Annotated in this window: 16 protein-coding genes and 1 tRNA gene; 13 read left to right on the plus strand and 4 right to left on the minus strand. The window is 55.1% G+C overall.

All coding sequences use genetic code 11. The features are described from left to right. Positions 1 to 7 precede the first annotated feature (7 nt). The 4 genes from secD to queA form a co-directional block, all read right to left on the minus strand. Positions 8 to 1,876 (minus strand): protein translocase subunit SecD, encoded by a 1,869-nt coding sequence (secD, locus tag ABH909_RS27105; RefSeq protein ID WP_429439035.1) that lies wholly within the window; start codon positions 1,874 to 1,876, stop codon positions 8 to 10. A 63-nt stretch (positions 1,877 to 1,939) separates the two neighbouring features. Continuing rightward, a complete protein-coding gene (gene yajC, locus ABH909_RS27110) occupies positions 1,940 to 2,275 on the minus strand; it encodes a preprotein translocase subunit YajC (protein ID WP_095631737.1) in 336 nt (111 codons plus the stop codon). Between the two features lie 43 nt (positions 2,276 to 2,318). Further along, complete coding sequence (gene tgt, locus ABH909_RS27115; protein WP_162130630.1) at positions 2,319 to 3,434, minus strand: tRNA guanosine(34) transglycosylase Tgt; 1,116 nt, start codon at positions 3,432 to 3,434, stop codon at positions 2,319 to 2,321. 14 nt (positions 3,435 to 3,448) lie between these two features. Beyond that, entirely contained in the window at positions 3,449 to 4,498 is a 1,050-nt protein-coding gene (gene queA / locus ABH909_RS27120; RefSeq protein WP_007903547.1) for a tRNA preQ1(34) S-adenosylmethionine ribosyltransferase-isomerase QueA, read from the minus strand. A gap of 107 nt (positions 4,499 to 4,605) precedes the next feature. Between queA and ABH909_RS27125 the strand changes: the two genes are divergently transcribed. The 13 genes from ABH909_RS27125 to ABH909_RS27185 all read left to right on the plus strand — a co-directional run bounded on the left by ABH909_RS27125 (position 4,606) and on the right by ABH909_RS27185 (position 16,530). Then, positions 4,606 to 4,690: transfer RNA gene (locus ABH909_RS27125), tRNA-Leu, on the plus strand. A 165-nt stretch (positions 4,691 to 4,855) separates the two neighbouring features. Continuing rightward, a complete protein-coding gene (locus ABH909_RS27130) occupies positions 4,856 to 6,097 on the plus strand; it encodes a tyrosine-type recombinase/integrase (protein WP_429439038.1) in 1,242 nt (413 codons plus the stop codon). Between the two features lie 238 nt (positions 6,098 to 6,335). After that, positions 6,336 to 7,256 carry a hypothetical protein gene (locus tag ABH909_RS27135; RefSeq protein WP_429439041.1) on the plus strand — a complete coding sequence of 307 codons (921 nt, stop codon included), beginning with the start codon at positions 6,336 to 6,338 and terminating at the stop codon, positions 7,254 to 7,256. A gap of 78 nt (positions 7,257 to 7,334) precedes the next feature. Beyond that, positions 7,335 to 7,601 (plus strand): helix-turn-helix transcriptional regulator, encoded by a 267-nt coding sequence (locus tag ABH909_RS27140; protein WP_427635489.1) that lies wholly within the window; start codon positions 7,335 to 7,337, stop codon positions 7,599 to 7,601. Next, positions 7,598 to 8,206: a hypothetical protein gene (locus ABH909_RS27145; protein ID WP_429439045.1), complete on the plus strand. Its 609-nt coding sequence runs from the start codon at positions 7,598 to 7,600 to the stop codon at positions 8,204 to 8,206. Before ABH909_RS27140 ends, ABH909_RS27145 begins: the two co-directional genes overlap by 4 nt. After that, complete coding sequence (locus ABH909_RS27150) at positions 8,203 to 8,544, plus strand: hypothetical protein (protein ID WP_429439048.1); 342 nt, start codon at positions 8,203 to 8,205, stop codon at positions 8,542 to 8,544. Before ABH909_RS27145 ends, ABH909_RS27150 begins: the two co-directional genes overlap by 4 nt. Positions 8,545 to 8,918: 374 nt before the next feature. Beyond that, entirely contained in the window at positions 8,919 to 9,077 is a 159-nt protein-coding gene (locus ABH909_RS27155) for a hypothetical protein (RefSeq protein ID WP_368992164.1), read from the plus strand. Then, a complete protein-coding gene (locus ABH909_RS27160) occupies positions 9,074 to 9,355 on the plus strand; it encodes a hypothetical protein (RefSeq protein ID WP_429439051.1) in 282 nt (93 codons plus the stop codon). Before ABH909_RS27155 ends, ABH909_RS27160 begins: the two co-directional genes overlap by 4 nt. Next, positions 9,352 to 9,636, plus strand: a complete 285-nt coding sequence (locus ABH909_RS27165; RefSeq protein WP_429439053.1) for a DUF3077 domain-containing protein — start codon at positions 9,352 to 9,354, stop codon at positions 9,634 to 9,636. The genes ABH909_RS27160 and ABH909_RS27165 overlap by 4 nt, the downstream gene beginning before the upstream one ends. Continuing rightward, on the plus strand, positions 9,633 to 12,524 hold the full coding sequence (locus ABH909_RS27170) for a DUF927 domain-containing protein (RefSeq protein WP_429439056.1): 2,892 nt from the start codon (positions 9,633 to 9,635) through the stop codon (positions 12,522 to 12,524). The genes ABH909_RS27165 and ABH909_RS27170 overlap by 4 nt, the downstream gene beginning before the upstream one ends. Positions 12,525 to 12,611: 87 nt before the next feature. Then, positions 12,612 to 13,454, plus strand: coding sequence for a chromosome segregation protein SMC (locus ABH909_RS27175; RefSeq protein WP_429439059.1), 843 nt, complete (start codon positions 12,612 to 12,614; stop codon positions 13,452 to 13,454). A gap of 63 nt (positions 13,455 to 13,517) precedes the next feature. After that, complete coding sequence (locus ABH909_RS27180) at positions 13,518 to 13,706, plus strand: hypothetical protein (protein WP_429439061.1); 189 nt, start codon at positions 13,518 to 13,520, stop codon at positions 13,704 to 13,706. A 322-nt stretch (positions 13,707 to 14,028) separates the two neighbouring features. Next, positions 14,029 to 16,530, plus strand: coding sequence for a hypothetical protein (locus ABH909_RS27185; RefSeq protein ID WP_429439063.1), 2,502 nt, complete (start codon positions 14,029 to 14,031; stop codon positions 16,528 to 16,530). Positions 16,531 to 16,655 lie beyond the last annotated feature (125 nt).

A 16,655-nucleotide genomic window follows, 5' to 3' on the forward strand; every position in this document is an offset into this window, starting at 1 on the left:
CAGCCCCTTAAATCCACAACTTCTTGAAGTCACGACCGCCGAAGATCAGGTTGACCATCGCGCGGGTCACCATGATGGCCGTGAACATCGAGGTAAAGATCCCCAGGGACATGGTCACTGCGAAGCCCTTGACCGGGCCGGTGCCCATGGCAAAGAGAATCCCGCCGACCAACAAGGTTGTCAGGTTGGCGTCGAGAATCGCGGTGAATGCCCGGCCGAAGCCTTCGTTGATTGCCCGCTGCACGCTCATGCCGGCCGCAATCTCTTCACGTATCCGCGAGAAGATCAGTACGTTGGCGTCGACCGCCATACCCATGGTCAACACGATACCGGCGATACCTGGCAGGGTCAGCGTTGCACCCAGCAGCGACATCAGGGCCAGCAGCATCACCATGTTCACCGTCAGCGCAACGGTGGCGATGAGGCCGAAGAAGCGGTAGATGGCCATGATGAACAGCGAGACAAACAGCATGCCCCACAGCGATGCATCGATACCTTTGGTGATGTTGTCGGCACCCAGGCTTGGACCGATGGTACGTTCTTCAGCGAAGTACATCGGTGCCGCCAGACCACCGGCACGCAGCAGCAATGCCAGCTCGGACGACTCGCCCTGGCCGGTCAGGCCGGTGATGCGGAACTGGGCACCCAGCGGCGACTGAATGGTCGCCAGGCTGATGATTTTCTTCTCTTCTTTGAACGTCTGAACCGGTACGTCTTTCTCGACGCCGTTGACCACTTGCTTGACGTAAGTAGTGACAGGACGTTGCTCGATGAAGATCACCGCCATGCTGCGACCGACGTTGTTACGCGTCGCGCGATTCATCAGCTCGCCGCCATGGCCATCCAGACGGATGTTCACTTCTGGCGTGCCTTGCTCGCCGAAGCCAGCCTTGGCGTCAGTCACCTGGTCACCGGTGATGATCAAGCCACGCTCGATCAGCGCCGGAGGACGATTGCCTTCCCGGAACTCGAACGATTCGGAAGTGGCTTTCGAAGCACCAGGCTCAGCCGCCAGACGGAACTCAAGGTTGGCCGTCTTGCCGAGGATACGCTTGGCTTCTGCAGTGTCTTGCACGCCCGGCAGCTCAACCACGATGCGGTTGGCGCCTTGACGCTGAACGATAGGTTCGGCAACACCCAGCTCGTTGACGCGGTTACGTACCGTGGTCAAGTTCTGCTTGATGGAGTATTCGCGGATTTCCGCCAGCTTGGCCGGGGTCATCGCCAGACGCAGTACCGGTTGGCCATTGAGGTCGGCCGGAACAATATCGAAATCGTTGAAGTTCTTGCGAATCAGCGCACGCGCCTCTTCACGGGCTGCTTCATCAGTGAAGCCCAGCTGAATGGCACCGCCCAGTTGCGGCAGGCTGCGATAGCGCAGACGCTCTTTGCGCAACAGGCTCTTGACGTCGCCTTCGTAGACTTTCAGGCGTGCATCGAGGGCTTTATCCATGTCCACTTCCAGCAGGAAGTGCACACCACCGGACAAGTCCAGACCCAGTTTCATCGGGTGCGCGCCAAGGCTGCGCAGCCATTGCGGGGTCGTTTGGGCCAGGTTCAATGCAACGACGTAGTCATCACCCAATGCCTTGCGTACGACGTCTTTGGCTGGCAGCTGATCTTCAGCCTTGGTCAGACGGATCAGACCGCCCTTGCCGCCTTCAGCCAGGGTGGCCGCCTTGACGTTGATCCCGGAATCCTTGAGCGCGGTGCTCACACGATCCAGATCAGCCTGAGTAACCTGCAGTGCAGTGCTTGCACCGCTGACCTGAATGGCCGGGTCATCAGGGTATAGATTGGGAGCGGAATAAATCAGACCGATCGCCAGCACCGCCAGGATCAGAATGTATTTCCACAGAGGGTATTTGTTCAGCATCACGCCGCCCGCTTATGACGCGGGGCGCCTTGCGCGCCCCGTCGATTGAGTAGAAGTTGGAACTTAGATCGCTTTGAGCGTGCCTTTTGGCAGCGTGGCGGCGATGGCGCCTTTCTGGAATTTCATTTCGACGGTGTCAGAGACTTCCAGGACAACGAAGTCGTCGGACACTTTGGTGATCTTGCCGGCGATACCACCGGTGGTCACAACTTCGTCACCTTTTTGCAGGCTGCTCAGCAGGGTTTTCTGCTCTTTGGCGCGCTTGGCCTGTGGACGCCAGATCATCAGGTAGAAGATGACCAGGAAGCCGACCAGGAAAATCCACTCGAAACCGCCGCCCATCGGGGCTGCCGCAGGTGCAGCAGCGTCAGCCATGGCATTAGAGATAAAAAAGCTCATTTAGCACTCCAGTTGCAAATGTTGAATCTTGGGGTCAGGAAACTCAGTCCAAAGGCGGAACAGGTAAACCGCGTTTGGCATAGAAGGCATCGACAAAGGCGGCCAATGTACCCTGTTGAATAGCCTCGCGCAAACCAGCCATAAGCACCTGGTAATGGCGCAAATTGTGGATGGTATTCAACATGCTACCCAGCATTTCGCCGCATTTGTCCAGATGATGCAGATAAGCGCGGGAGAAGTTCTGGCAGGTGTAGCAATCGCAGGTTGGATCCAGCGGCGAATCATCATGGCGATGGAACGCGTTACGGATCTTCAGCACGCCTGTATCAATGAACAGATGCCCATTGCGGGCATTACGGGTTGGCATCACGCAATCGAACATGTCCACACCGCGGCGCACACCCTCAACCAGATCTTCCGGTTTGCCAACGCCCATAAGGTAACGAGGTTTGTCAGCCGGCATCTGGCCCGGCAGGTAATCCAGCACTTTGATCATCTCGTGCTTGGGCTCGCCCACCGACAGACCGCCGATGGCCAGGCCATCGAAGCCGATCTTGTCGAGGCCTTCCAGCGAGCGCATGCGCAAATCCTGGTGCATGCCGCCCTGAACGATGCCGAACAATGCTGCGGTGTTGTCGCCATGGGCGTTTTTCGAACGCTGGGCCCAGCGCAACGACAGTTCCATCGAGACGCGAGCGACGTCTTCATCGGCCGGATACGGGGTGCATTCGTCGAAAATCATCACGATGTCCGAGCCCAGATCGCGCTGGACCTGCATCGACTCTTCCGGGCCCATGAACACTTTGGCGCCGTCGACCGGAGAAGCGAAGGTCACGCCCTCCTCCTTGATCTTGCGCATCGCGCCCAGGCTGAACACCTGAAAACCGCCGGAGTCTGTAAGAATCGGGCCTTTCCACTGCATGAAATCGTGCAGGTCGCCGTGCTTCTTGATCACTTCGGTGCCAGGACGCAGCCACAAGTGGAAGGTGTTACCCAGAATGATTTCCGCGCCAGTGGCGGTGATATCCCGCGGCAACATACCCTTGACCGTGCCGTAGGTGCCCACCGGCATGAAGGCCGGGGTCTCGACGGTACCGCGCGGGAAGGTCAAACGACCGCGACGAGCCTTGCCATCGGTGGCAAGGAGCTCAAAAGACATGCGACTGGTGCGACTCATTCTGTTTCCTCAGGGCCACGTGGTGCGGGATTACGGGTGATAAACATCGCATCACCGTAGCTGAAAAAGCGGTATTCGTTGTCGACGGCGGCTTTATAGGCGGCCATGGTCTCGGGATAACCGGCGAATGCCGAAACCAGCATCAACAGCGTGGATTCGGGCAAATGGAAGTTGGTAACCAGGGCATCGACCACATGAAACGGCCGCCCCGGGTAGATAAAGATGTCGGTATCGCCACTGAACGGCTTGAGCACGCCATCACGAGCGGCGCTTTCCAGAGAACGCACGCTGGTGGTTCCCACAGCCACCACGCGACCACCGCGAGCGCGGCAGGCCGCAACGGCATCGACCACGTCCTGACCGACTTCCAGCCATTCGCTGTGCATGTGGTGATCTTCAATCTTTTCGACGCGCACCGGCTGAAAGGTGCCGGCGCCAACGTGCAAGGTCACGAACGCAGTCTCGATGCCCTTGGCGGCAATCGCCTCCATCAGCGGCTGGTCGAAATGCAGCCCCGCCGTCGGCGCCGCCACCGCGCCCAGGCGCTCGGCGTACACCGTCTGATAACGCTCGCGGTCCGAGCCTTCATCCGGGCGGTCTATATAAGGAGGCAACGGCATGTGCCCGACACGGTCGAGCAGCGGCAACACCTCTTCAGCAAACCCCAGCTCGAACAACGCATCGTGACGCGCCAGCATCTCGGCCTCGCCACCGCCGTCGATCAGGATCTTCGAACCCGGTTTTGGCGACTTGCTGGAACGCACATGGGCCAGCACGCGATGACTGTCGAGCACCCGCTCCACCAGGATTTCCAGCTTGCCGCCGGAAGCCTTCTGGCCAAACAGCCGCGCCGGAATCACCCGGGTATTGTTGAACACCATCAAATCGCCCGGGCGCAAATGCTCGAGCAAATCAGTGAATTGACGGTGTGCCAGGGCGCCGCTGACCCCGTCCAGGGTCAACAGGCGACTACCGCGACGCTCGGCCAAAGGATGGCGAGCAATCAGCGAATCAGGGAGCTCAAAGGTAAAGTCAGCAACGCGCATGATGGGGTTCGTCTAGCAGGGCCGGGAAGTCTAGCGGAAATATCAAAAATTCTCCATGTACCTGATTGACCAACGGTTATCTCATCTCTATACTTCGCCGCCATTGAGCCCTGATGGCGGAATTGGTAGACGCGGCGGATTCAAAATCCGTTTTCGAAAGGAGTGGGAGTTCGAGTCTCCCTCGGGGCACCATATAGCAGTTTCTGAAAGTCTCTATCAGACTCTCAGACCCAAAGAAACCGGCCACTTGAGCCGGTTTTTTTGTGTCTGGCTATCTACCTCTGTATCCCCTTATCCGTTGTATCCCTGTATCCCTGCTTGTATCCTGAGAAAAATACCGAACTTTGGGATACAAGGATGAAGCGCGCAGACATCAAGCGCCGCCCTCTCGCAGATACAACACTTGCGGGACTGGAGCCGGAATCAAAGGAATACCGGGAGCTGGACGGAAACGGCCTCTACTTCAGGGTGAAACCTGATGGTGGTAAATCCTGGCAGCTTCGCTACAAACGTCCGGCGGGCAATTGGGCTTGGATGGGGCTTGGGGGTTACCCGGAGGTAAGTGGTGCGTTGGCACGAGACAAAGCTGCCGATCTACGCAAAGTAGTGAGTAGTGGTGCCGATCCACTTGAACAAAAGCGATCCGCGAAAGCTGCTATCGATGCCGCCAAAACCCGAACCTTTCGAGCTGCTGCCGATGCCTGGCTGAGGGCGAAAGAGGAAAAGGGTCTCGCATCCTCCACCCTGAACAAAATCCGCACCTACCTCGACAAAGACATACTTCCTGCACTGGGGGACAAGCCTCTAGACGAAATCACCCGTACCGATTGCGCAGAACTCCAGGCATCCATAGAAGCCCGAGACGCACACAACGTGGCGGAGAAGTGTCGCACCTGGATAAATCAGATCTTCGGGCGAGCCATCGGCTTAGGCCTGACTGAAAACGATCCGGGCAGCCGCCTTCGCGATATTGCGGCCCAAGCCCCTAAGACTCAGCAGCATCCACATTTGCTGGAGCCTGAACTGGCTGATTTCCTCCAGGCACTCAAAAACACCCCGAGCAGGCTGACGGCCCGCACTGCGGCATGGCTTTGTGTATGGACGGCATCACGGCCTGGGATGGTCCGCTTGGCCGAATGGAAGGAATTCGACCTTGAGAAAGCCATTTGGACCACTCCTGCCACCAAGATGAAGATGCGTCGGGATTTTGTATGCCCCCTTCCCCACCAAGCTGTTGCAGCACTGAAAGAGCTGCACTGCTTAACCGGTCGCAGTCGTTGGCTCTTCCCCGGGGTCGGAGCCAAAAATCCGACCATTAGTGAAAATACGATCAATAAGGTCTTTGCCACAATTGGCTACAAAGGTCGCCTAGTTGGACACGGTACTCGACATACAGCGAGCACACTGCTCCGAGAACATGGCTGGCCGAAGGAACACGTTGAGGCACAGCTTGCCCACAAAGAGGAAGGCATCTCAGGGGTGTACAACAAAGCTCAATACCTTGAAAAACGAGTAACGATGATGCAGTGGTATGCCGACCATCTTGATGAGCTGGCAGCTGGCAATGTAGTGCATGGCCAGTTTGGAAAGGCGGTGTGAGATTGCTTTCCCGCCCCCCCCCCCCGTGTTACGCGTGTTACTGGTGTAACGAAACTAGATAACCAATTGAATATAAAGAACTTAGTTCACGTCACACGAAGAAATGGTCAGCGCTACACGACGTGTTACTTGGTCGAATCGTGTAACAACATTTGCCCAACCACCTCACTGTTGGTCGAGGAGGACCGTGTCGTGAACCGCTGCATCCGTGACGCAAAGCGGGGCCAAGGGGTGGTGAATGGACGATGAGAGCATGCCAATTGGCCGCCTAGAGATTGCTGGCTTCGATGTCAGTAATTTGCTGTGGGAACTAGACGATATCGAACAGGCCGTGCGTGAGTTAGCGTTGTATTCGCCGTTTCGGGAGTATTTCAAAGAGGCGCTGGAGCTGGCCAATTACGCCACCTCATTCTGGCTTGAGGATGGCCGTTATCCTGATCGAGCAGGGTCGGTGGTTGCTACGATGTTTCGACTCCGCGACGAGATTGAAGAACATGCTTGCTACGCCGATGCAGCCTCACTGCCAAATGTCATACGACGGTTTCATAGCATTGATCACAACGCTGCGGACTCGCAACTCGTCGCGACTTACACCCTAGTGCAGAGCATTCAAGCCATTCAAGTTCTCGCCAACTGGCTATTTGAAACGGAACTCTACGTCTTCGATCTTGACGCAGACCTCATAGCCCAAATGCAAGTAACGGATCCTAAGAAATATTGTGCATTGGCCGAAAAGGAGCGACTAAAGGATCCAGGCGGGGAAATTGACGCTCGTGAATCCTTCCGCACATTCATGGGCGATGCCGACAAGGCGATCATGCTGGCGAGCCTCTACAGACAAGTTGAAGACATCGACGTGTCGAAGGGTAACTTCAATGTGGCCAATTTTCTAAGCGAGGCGCTGAGTAAAGCGTTTTCCGCTAAGGCATCTCAAAGAGGCGCGGCTGCGGGTAAGGCTAACAGAAAGCCAGAGTCGGTAAAGCAGCAGGAAGTCGCGGATCTCTTCGAGCGCATTCGCAGTGCGGCTGACCGTCACATTTTGGCCAATCCTACTATTTCAGAGCGGGAGCTTAAAAAAGCCTTGGTAAAAAAAGAGGGCATAGCATCCGAGCCTACAGTCAAAAAATACCTGATTATGGGTGGATACCTACCTCGATAATTTCAATCAAAAGCAAACCGTGTTTGCTTTTTTTCCCCTCTCTAGTCTGTGCCTGTCTCTCACCATATAGGCACGACTATGACATCTTCCATCCTAGCAATTGATACCAAATCCCCAGCTCGCGACCCCGCAACAACCCTCATTCGTATCAACGAAGTCATTGCGATGGTAGGCCTTGCTCGCCCCACTATCTACAAGCTCATGCAGCGCCCTGACTGCAACTTTCCCCTGCCCGTCAAATTGAGCAACAGCAACGCACGCGGCGCCCCTGTCGCCTGGGTTCTTTCCGAAGTGCAGGCATGGACACGCAGCCGCATCGAGGCGCGTGACCAGGTGGCCGCATGAAGCGCAACTACAGTCCATTCAAAGGTCCGTTTCTCGATTCCTACAGCATCGGATTTCGCCTCTATCAACCCGGGGCAATCAACTGGCGTCATCGCACCATCGCCGGCGTGAGCTGGAACGGGGAAGAACAAGAAGCCTTCTTTTTCAACCCGGATGGCCTGGTCCTTCCGCTTAAACCCAATCCCTGGGAATTGCCTGAACTGATCCGTAAAAACGCGGTACGCAGGGAGTTTTCCAGCATTTACGGCACCGGCCATTTCGCGATAAAAGAGGGCCGCCGCGCCGCGCTGAAATCGCTAGGCTTGACCGACTGGGTCACCTACTGGCTGGTCGATCAATCGGCCGGATTTTCGAACGATCCGGCGGTGTGGCGACACTTCACTGAGCAGGATCTTGCCGAGGAAAAAACCGCGAGTGAACGGCTGCACCGTGAAATGAAGTTGACCTCGGACCTGTCCGGCTATGTGGATGAATGTCTGGCACAGCAGCGCGAACTGCTCGCGGTAGAACACCGCCGACGGTGCGCCGAGGACAGCAAGATCCTGGCTTGGCTCAAAGGCGAAACACCCCCGCCGCTGTTTGCCAACGTGCAGGAGGCAGCATGACCCCGACCTTTCTTCCCCACCAAGCATTGGATCTTGTCGGTGTACTTGAAGCCTCTCTGCCTTCTACCGCAGAGATCAAAGGTCGCCAGCGCTTGCTTGCCCTGCGCGATCAAGCGATTTCGGCCGATGCTCAGGTACTGATTGTGCTGTGGCATGACCTGGAGTGGACGCTGCTAGCGATTCAGCCGCCCGCAGACGTGGTGATTCACGACGCTCGCCAGTTGATTCCCAACCTGCTGCGCAATCCCGAAGCGCTACAGCAGATGCGGCAAAGAGCTCGCCAAGGGAACCACTTGCAATGGCTCACTCTCGCTCGCCCCGCCGCCACCCAGCACTAACGAAAACGCCCCCGGGAGCGATCCGGAGGCGTTGAGGTAAATCTACATGCCCGCACAATTTATGCTGCATCAAAGAAATGCGCAAGATCTCCGCACGGTTGCACTTTGCAAAACAGGACGTTACTCTTTGGCCGTCGCTGCAAATTCAGCGACCGGGTTTGGCGACCCGAGTTTAAGAAGGCGCACAGGCGCCCCCATTACGATTGCAGGCGCTTTTTTTGTGCCCGCATTCCCGTTTTATGGTGGCTGTGCGTGGGAGACCTTCGGGTCTGCCGGGTTCCTTCTTACCCGGTTCGCCAACCTGCGCACAGCTGCCACCCCAATTCGTTTGGCGACGAACCGTGGCAGTTCCTACTTAAGAAGGAGCTCCACCCATGCACGCCCTCAATCCGTCCAAAATTCGCGCCGCTGCCCATCGTGCAATGGCCCTCGCCGCTTTACACGCCAATTCCAGCCTCGCTACTCGTCTCACCCGATACAACGCCCATATGGCCAAAGCCCGCGCGCTCGAAGCAGCAGGCGGTGCCCAATGAACCAAGCCCTGAGCTTCTCCCTACCCGAGGACCTGCTTTGCGTCCATAAAGGCACCGAAGCCGGTGTGCCGATTGACGCCATCACCTGCGCAGTGGATCGAGCCAACTCCGTGCTTTTGCTTCTTGAAGACCAGTTCGAGTGCGACGGTCCACGTCTGGCTAACCATATCATCGCGGCGGCGCTGTGGGATGTTCGAGGAACATTGGGACTGATCCGCACCCTCGCCGTGCACGCCGACAACTCCACTCGCCCACCCATCAGTGGAGGCGCCCAATGAGCCCTTCTATGTTGATCAATACGGTGGGCGGCGCCACCTTTGCCAAGTGCAACGCTCAGAATCAGCCACTGTTCCGTATCAATGCCGGCATATCGTGCGAGGAAGCGCTCGAACAAGCTTCTCTACTCATGGATTGTGTAAACAAGCTCACTTTCTTGAGCGGAATGGAGAATGACAACGACGCAATGGTCTGGGCTTCGCATTATTTGAGCGAGATGGCGAAGGCCATCATTGATGACGTTACCAGCGGGTTGCAATTGGCCCAAGGCGGTGGCGCATGAAGGCCTCTACCTCCAATGCTCGTCGCCCCACGTTCGCCCAAGTCAAAGCCGTTGCGCTGCAGAACATTGATCGCGTGCTTGCTCACTGGCTGCCCAACGGTAAACGTGTCGACAGTGGCAAGGAATACACCGCAGCCAATCCGACCCGCGCCGACAAGCGCGCCGGCTCCCTCAAGGTTAACTTGAGCAAAGGCACCTGGGCGGATTTTGCCACCGGCGACAAAGGTGGCGACCTGATCGATCTGGTGCGCTATCTCGACGGCGGCACCGACGTCGAAGCCTGCAACAAACTAGCGGATCTGCTGCACGTTACCGCTGGGGCGGCTCAATCGAAGCAAAGCCCCAGCAAAAGCAAAACACCGGAATGGCTGGCCATTCAGCCAATCCCGGCCGAGGCCATGAGCAAATGCCCGGTCAAACATCGGCAACACGGTACGCCGTCCAAAGTCTGGATGTATCGCGACGCCCAAGGCCAACCGGTCATGACTCTCTATCGCTTCGACTTGGGTCCGGATGAAGACGGCAAACCGCGCAAGGTGTTTGCACCGTTGACTTGGTGCCAACGGGCCGACGGTCAAACGCAGCAATGGCGCTGGCAGGGTTTGCCTGAGCCGCGTCCTCTGCTGCGCTTGGATGAACTGGCGCAACGCGCAGAGGCTCCGGTCATTCTGTGCGAAGGTGAAAAGGCCGCCGACGCCGCGGCGCATCTGCTGCCCCACTACGTGGCCACCTGCTGGCCGAACGGCTCGAACTCCTGGCATAAAGCGGACCTAACACCGCTCAAAGGTCGGTCCGTGGTGTTGTGGCCCGACAACGACGCCAGTGGCAAAAACTGCATGGACGCCGTCTCCGAACAACTGCAACAGATCGGCACCGCGTCAGTACGTGTGATCGCCCTGGACGTCTTCAAGCGCAAGCCCATCCTCAAGAATGACAAGCCGGCTTTCGCTAAAGGTGGTCAATGGGATGACGGCGACGACGCCGCCGATGCCCAGACCAAAGGGTGGACGACGGCGCATTTCGCCGAGCTGGAACATAGCGGCGAACTGTTCGGTGCTGAGTCGGAGAAAGCACCGGCCGAACCACCTGAAGCCAAAGCCAAGCCAACGACCAAGCGAGCCGCGAAACCCAAAAACGATCTGCTGCCCGGCGGCTTTCGCCTGACACCCGAAGGCGTGTTTTATTCTGGCGACGACGGCGAAGCCCGACCCGTGTGTTCGCCGCTGGAGATCCTGGCGCGCACCAGGGATGCACAAGGTCACAACTGGGGTTTGCTGGTCGAGTTCGACGATCCGGACGGGGCCAAAAAGCGCTGGAACATCCCGGCGCGGACAATGACCGGCGACTTCGGCAAGGACGTGCTCGGTCCGCTGGTGGACATGGGGTTGCGCCTGGCTGGCAGTCGCTCCGGTCGTAATGCACGCAACGACCTGCAGAGTTATCTCGGCGGCTTTGACAGCGCACAACGCGCACGATTGGTCACCCGCTTGGGTTGGCATGACAGCGCCTTCTTGCTGCCCGAACAGCAGGTCGGTTCGCACGCCGAACACCTGCACTTCTATGAGGCCGGCGCGCAACTCCCGCCGATCAGCGAAGCCGGCACCCTGGAGCAGTGGCAAGAGCAGATCGGCGCCTTGTGCATCGGCAATCACCGTTTGGCATTTGTGGCCAGCGTGGCATTTGCCGGTCCGCTGCTGCACATGCTCGGCCATGAGTCGGGCGGCTTTCACCTCTACGGTGACAGCTCAGGCGGCAAGACCACCCACCTGCAAGTGGCCGCCTCGATCTACGGCGGGCCGCGTCTGGTGCGCTCCTGGCGTTCCACGGATAACGCTTTGGAATCCATCGCCGCCGCGCATTCCGACGGGCTCCTGGTGCTGGATGAAATCGGCATGTGCGACCCACGCATCATTGGTGAAACGGTGTACATGCTCGGCAACGGCACCGGCAAGGCTCGCGCCAATGATCGAGGACAAGCAGGCCGACAGGTGCAGGAGTGGCGTTTGCTGTTTCTGTCGACCGGCGAGAAGACGTTAGCGCAGCACATGGCCGAAGCCAACAAGGAGCTGAAAGCCGGCATGGAAGTGCGGATGCTCGCGGTGCCAGCGGATGCCAGCAAAGGCCTGGGCATGTTCGATGTACTGAACGGTTTTGATGATGCCGCAGCCCTCTCCGATGCACTTAAGGCGCGGGTGGCCAAGTACTACGGCACACCGCTCACCGCCTTCCTATCGGCCCTCTGTGAGCCTGGCAAGCGGCATGGGTGGTCGGTAATCCTGCGCCACACCTTGGATAGCTTTATCGCGAAGGCACTACCCGCCTCGGCTAGCGGTCAGGCGCACCGCGCAGCAGCTCGTTTCGGTCTGGCGGCAGCAGCTGGAGAGCTGGCCACCGCGATGGGGATTACCGGCTGGCCAGACGGCACGGCCACCACCGCAGCGCGGGTGTGCCTGAGTGCTTGGATGAATGAGCGTGGCGGCGCCGGCAACCTTGAAGGGGACGCGATCTTGGCGCGGTTGCGCCAAGTCATCGAGCGCTTCGGTGAAAGCCGTTTTACCCGCTGGGAGTCGGCCGCCGCAAAGATCGACGAGCACGGTCCACGCACCATTGACCGGCTGGGCTTTCGTAAGACGCTGGAGCACGGCTTGGGTGACGCGCTGCACACCACCAACACCTATTACGTATTGCCGGAGGCTTGGCGCTCGGAAGTGTTCAAGGGCATGAACATCAATGCCGTGAACAAGGAACTGATTCGCCGTGGCGTCCTTGAGCCCGGGCCGGACGGCAAAGCCTCCTGCGCTGTTCGCTTACCCGGCCTGGGCACTCAGCGTTGTTATGTGGTGAAGACCGTACCGGGAACGGATGAAAGCGAGGCTCAGGCTGCCTGACGGCGGGCCTACTGACTGAGGTAGCGCCGGCTCAAGCGGGCCTTGCCAGCCACTCCGAAGCCCAACCCAATAATCAGGACAAAACTCATGAACCGAATTGAACAACTGAAAGACGCACGCGCCAATAAAGTCATCGAAATGGAGGCGCTCAAAAAGGAAATACCACCTTTTGAGTCAGCGCTTCACAGCGAGGACGTCATTAACAACGGCCGAGAGAGCGACGTCAGACATGAAATCAGCAGTCGCCAAATCAAGATCGACTCGATCGATCATCAGATCTTCCGACTCGACCAAACGCTGGACCGCCTGGAGAAGCTGGCCAACCGAGAAAGCTTGATGGAAGGCTACATTGCCGACATGGCGAACTGGATGGCGGATGAGCTGGAGCTTAACGATAAACGGCAAAGTCTGAGCACTCGCCTGGAGGAAATTCGTCAGCAAGCACAGGAAGAGATTACCAGCGCACGGCAGGCTGAGACTCAGGCGGCTACCGCTTACGCACAGGCCGTGGCGTGGGGCGACGTGGAGGGCGAAAAAGCCGCTAGCACCGACGCTCAGAAAGCCGCAAAAAACCTCACGACCGCCACCGAACAACATCGCCGCCAGCTCCTGATCATCACCGCCTTGGAGCAAGAGCTGGCCATCGTAGACCGACACATCAGCGAGGCTCAGGTCGAACACCAAAAAATTGAGGAAACAGCCTTGCGGCTGGCCCACAACGCACTGGAGGAAGCATGGAATGAAGCCGCCCAAGCTTTGCTAGATGTAGGAGGTAAGCTGTACGCCGCTGCTCGGCTGATAGGCCGCGATCCGGTGTCCTTAATGAAGCTCGACATCCCCGAGCAGGGTGAAAACTTCGGCAGTTGGAGGTGGAGTGAACTGGCGGACCGTGGCCGCCAGCATCGCACGCGCGATCTGCTCGCGATGTAACTACCGACGCCCTGAAACAGCCTGCTTTCGCGGGCTGTTTAATTCACCCCAAGGATCAAAGCCATGAACGCAACGACACAAAACAGCTCATCGATATCCAAAACGCTCAAGGCGAGAGAAGCCCACCTGACCGCCCTACTCAAGCTCGTGGATTCTAGAATCGGAAAAAACACAGCAACGCAAGAGCTCACCATCATCGCGATCAAGGCTGAAATGGTACTCATCGAACATAAGCTGAAAAATCGGAAATAACACCATGCGGAAGCTTGAAGGTTGCCGCGGCATTCATATTCCACAGACAGCTTCCAGCTAAAGGCGGACACCTCCCCATGGCTGCGCAGTCATGAGCAAAACCCCAAAGGTCGCTCCACCTGACGCGTGGAGTACAGGATCGTGTCGTCGAACCACAGGCAATTCATTAGGATGGCCCCTTGCATCAACTTACAAAAAATGCGCACGCCACCAAAATGATGCTCATCTGCCAGGCTTGTCGAGTTGATGATATCTTGTGGCCACTGCCTTAGGGTGCGCCGGGCTCCCTAAAGCTTAAATTTACTATTGATGGAACAATAATATGAAAAAAACTTATCAAGAAGAAATTGTGGCAATAGAATCAATGGACTCTCAAATTGCTCAATTTACACATCTCACTTCCTGTTTACGCTCCATACTTCAAATTGCTGCAATTTCATCTTTAGAACTTATTAAAAGCCACGCTAAAACTGCAGATGAATTTCAAGAATTTGAACATTTAGCTGTTAGATTTCAACAACCATCCGATGGTTTACCTGTTGAGGTATTAGACAAGGCGGTTCCCCTCATTAGAAGCCTTATCTGCCCAGAGTTTTTGCATGGATGGTATGAGCGATCAAAAAGCAACGAAACTCCATTCGTAAAGCTTATAGATAGCTGGGTTCAGTTCCGAAACAAAATATTTCATGGCGCGCCTGACCAAAATGATATAAGCGAATGGCAGCCAAAAATGCTTTCACTGTTAAAATTAGCAGTTGAAATATTTTCAGACGCCATACCAAACTACTCAGAAGAAAAAAAAGAACTAACACTGTGTTCTAAATACGGCAACCTAACAATTAGAACCCCCTTACAGCACGACAAAAAAGCAATTGTCATAACTAAAGTTTCAGCAAAAAAGGGGGTATGGAAAATACAAGCAAAGCAGCTATGCTGGACAAGATCTCTAGATGTTCTTTTAGACATTGAAAGCTCTAATGTATTCAGAGAGCAGGACATTGAACGCAGCAGCAAATTTAACTACACCACACTTTTTCTAAATGACTCTAGACATGGAATCTTGCAAAACATACCGACAAGACAAACTAGAACTTTTGAAGGAAGAAAGAAAGAACTCGATACGCTTCTAGAATGGATCAATGAGCCTGCAGAGTCTAAATCTTGTCAAATTTACGGGGATGGAGGTTACGGAAAAACAACGTTAGCTCTAGAGTTTTTAAACAACATACTCGATGGCCACACTCAGATAATCTCTCCCCCCGAGATCATTAGTTACCATACCGCGAAAATGACAAAATGGACTGACCAAGGCATAGTTCATTGCCGTGGCATTTCTAGCGCCATGGGAGAAAGTGTAAGAGAGCTGATGTATTGCTTCCAGGATGTACTAGGTAAAGAATGGTACAAAGTTGATGGATTAGAACTAATAAACAAAGTACAAACAGAACTCATAGCACAAGGCTACACACGGGACGATGTACTATTAATTCTTGACAACACTGAAACCCTTACATCATCCACATCTGACACTGAAGAGTTAAATCGTTTCTTTGAGCAAGTAGCAAAAAGAATTGGTCGAATCATTATTACTTCACGACGCAGAGAAGACCTTGGCGCCAAGCCTATTAAAGTAACTCAACTTGCCGAGGCGGAATCCTTAAACCTCATTACTCGACTTGCACAAGAGTACGATGCAAAGCCTATTAAACAGGCGGGCGAGCCAAAACTCCGAAAGGCTTGCGCACAGCTAATGCATAAGCCACTACTAATCGACGCACTAGTTAAATACATAGCAAGAACGCCTATTAGTATAGACGAAGCACTTAACAACGTACTGAGAAAAACGAACGACCAGTTACTAGAGTTTCTATACGAGGATGCTTGGCAACGGATGAACGAAGGGCAAAGAAACGTTTTCTTTATCCTTGTTCTTATAACCTGCCCCGCAGACGAATTCTCGGTAGGTTACGCGTGTCAAGAAGTCGGAATCCCGCATGACGAATTTATTAATAGTTTGGAGGAAACGTATTTTTCAAATCAGTCCAAGAGAGGGAATACGTATCAAATCGAAATGGTAGATTTAGCCCGGCAATTTTTCCGTCAACAGTTGGGAAAGCTATCGACGGATGCCTTAAACAGCGTAAAGCTTCATGCAGAATCCGTTGATAACTTTGCTCGTGAAAAAGAAATTATAGAGCGTGAGTACAAAAACGATCGAATTTCTCAGGCCTTCAAAGTTCAATACGCTAAAGCGGCAAAAGTCGCGGCGGAAAAAGGTCAAATCGAGGACGCGAGAGGCTTCTATGAGCTCGCAATCCAAGAAGACCCGCTCAATTCAGCCTTACATGATAGATTTGCATGGTTTCTTCTTCACAAGGCCCATGACATCGATTCAGCTTTTAAAATATCGAAGCAATCTATTGAACTTGACCCAAAAAACCCTGATGCGCTTATTACGTTAGCAATCATTCATTATCGTCGACATGAATTAGTTGAAGGTGATGGCTATATCGCTAGAGCATTCACAGAAGGAAAATCAGAGTCTCTCTGCTTTCTAAGAATGGGCATTGGCCGCTATCACTCTGCTCGTATTACTAAAGACCCTAAAGCAGGGCTTTCCTTAATAGCGCAAGCGGTAGAGTATCTCAAACGGGCGCAGCGCTCTTTAAATCCAGCCGATAGCTATTCAATGAAGAATGCAAACGATATTAAACGTTTTCTCGCCATGGCTCAGAATCTTACTTACACATTTCAAAGCATTAAACCCACTCCTCTGGGAAGTGTAATTCGTGTTACGAATCTCGGAGGATTCGATCCTTCTTAATCGCCCAGCAATGCAAGCTAATTGATATCATTAACATCGAACCCTCTTTATCAGCTACCAACGCTGATGACGAGGGCTCGACTCCCTTCACCAGCTATGCGGGATGCCCTCTAAGGGGCTGGTAA

The organism is Pseudomonas sp. BS3782 TE3695 (genome assembly GCF_050435305.1).
Taxonomy (GTDB): Bacteria; Pseudomonadota; Gammaproteobacteria; order Pseudomonadales; family Pseudomonadaceae; genus Aquipseudomonas.

Bases quoted from the DNA above. Each gene is read 5' to 3' on its own strand.
- secD (WP_429439035.1), bottom strand. From the start codon at position 1,876: ATGCTGAACAAATACCCTCTGTGGAAATACATTCTGATCCTGGCGGTG.
- yajC (WP_095631737.1), bottom strand. From the start codon at position 2,275: ATGAGCTTTTTTATCTCTAATGCCATGGCTGACGCTGCTGCACCTGCG.
- tgt (WP_162130630.1), bottom strand. From the start codon at position 3,434: ATGTCTTTTGAGCTCCTTGCCACCGATGGCAAGGCTCGTCGCGGTCGT.
- queA (WP_007903547.1), bottom strand. From the start codon at position 4,498: ATGCGCGTTGCTGACTTTACCTTTGAGCTCCCTGATTCGCTGATTGCT.
- ABH909_RS27130 (WP_429439038.1), top strand. From the start codon at position 4,856: ATGAAGCGCGCAGACATCAAGCGCCGCCCTCTCGCAGATACAACACTT.
- ABH909_RS27135 (WP_429439041.1), top strand. From the start codon at position 6,336: ATGGACGATGAGAGCATGCCAATTGGCCGCCTAGAGATTGCTGGCTTC.
- ABH909_RS27140 (WP_427635489.1), top strand. From the start codon at position 7,335: ATGACATCTTCCATCCTAGCAATTGATACCAAATCCCCAGCTCGCGAC.
- ABH909_RS27145 (WP_429439045.1), top strand. From the start codon at position 7,598: ATGAAGCGCAACTACAGTCCATTCAAAGGTCCGTTTCTCGATTCCTAC.
- ABH909_RS27150 (WP_429439048.1), top strand. From the start codon at position 8,203: ATGACCCCGACCTTTCTTCCCCACCAAGCATTGGATCTTGTCGGTGTA.
- ABH909_RS27155 (WP_368992164.1), top strand. From the start codon at position 8,919: ATGCACGCCCTCAATCCGTCCAAAATTCGCGCCGCTGCCCATCGTGCA.
- ABH909_RS27160 (WP_429439051.1), top strand. From the start codon at position 9,074: ATGAACCAAGCCCTGAGCTTCTCCCTACCCGAGGACCTGCTTTGCGTC.
- ABH909_RS27165 (WP_429439053.1), top strand. From the start codon at position 9,352: ATGAGCCCTTCTATGTTGATCAATACGGTGGGCGGCGCCACCTTTGCC.
- ABH909_RS27170 (WP_429439056.1), top strand. From the start codon at position 9,633: ATGAAGGCCTCTACCTCCAATGCTCGTCGCCCCACGTTCGCCCAAGTC.
- ABH909_RS27175 (WP_429439059.1), top strand. From the start codon at position 12,612: ATGAACCGAATTGAACAACTGAAAGACGCACGCGCCAATAAAGTCATC.
- ABH909_RS27180 (WP_429439061.1), top strand. From the start codon at position 13,518: ATGAACGCAACGACACAAAACAGCTCATCGATATCCAAAACGCTCAAG.
- ABH909_RS27185 (WP_429439063.1), top strand. From the start codon at position 14,029: ATGAAAAAAACTTATCAAGAAGAAATTGTGGCAATAGAATCAATGGAC.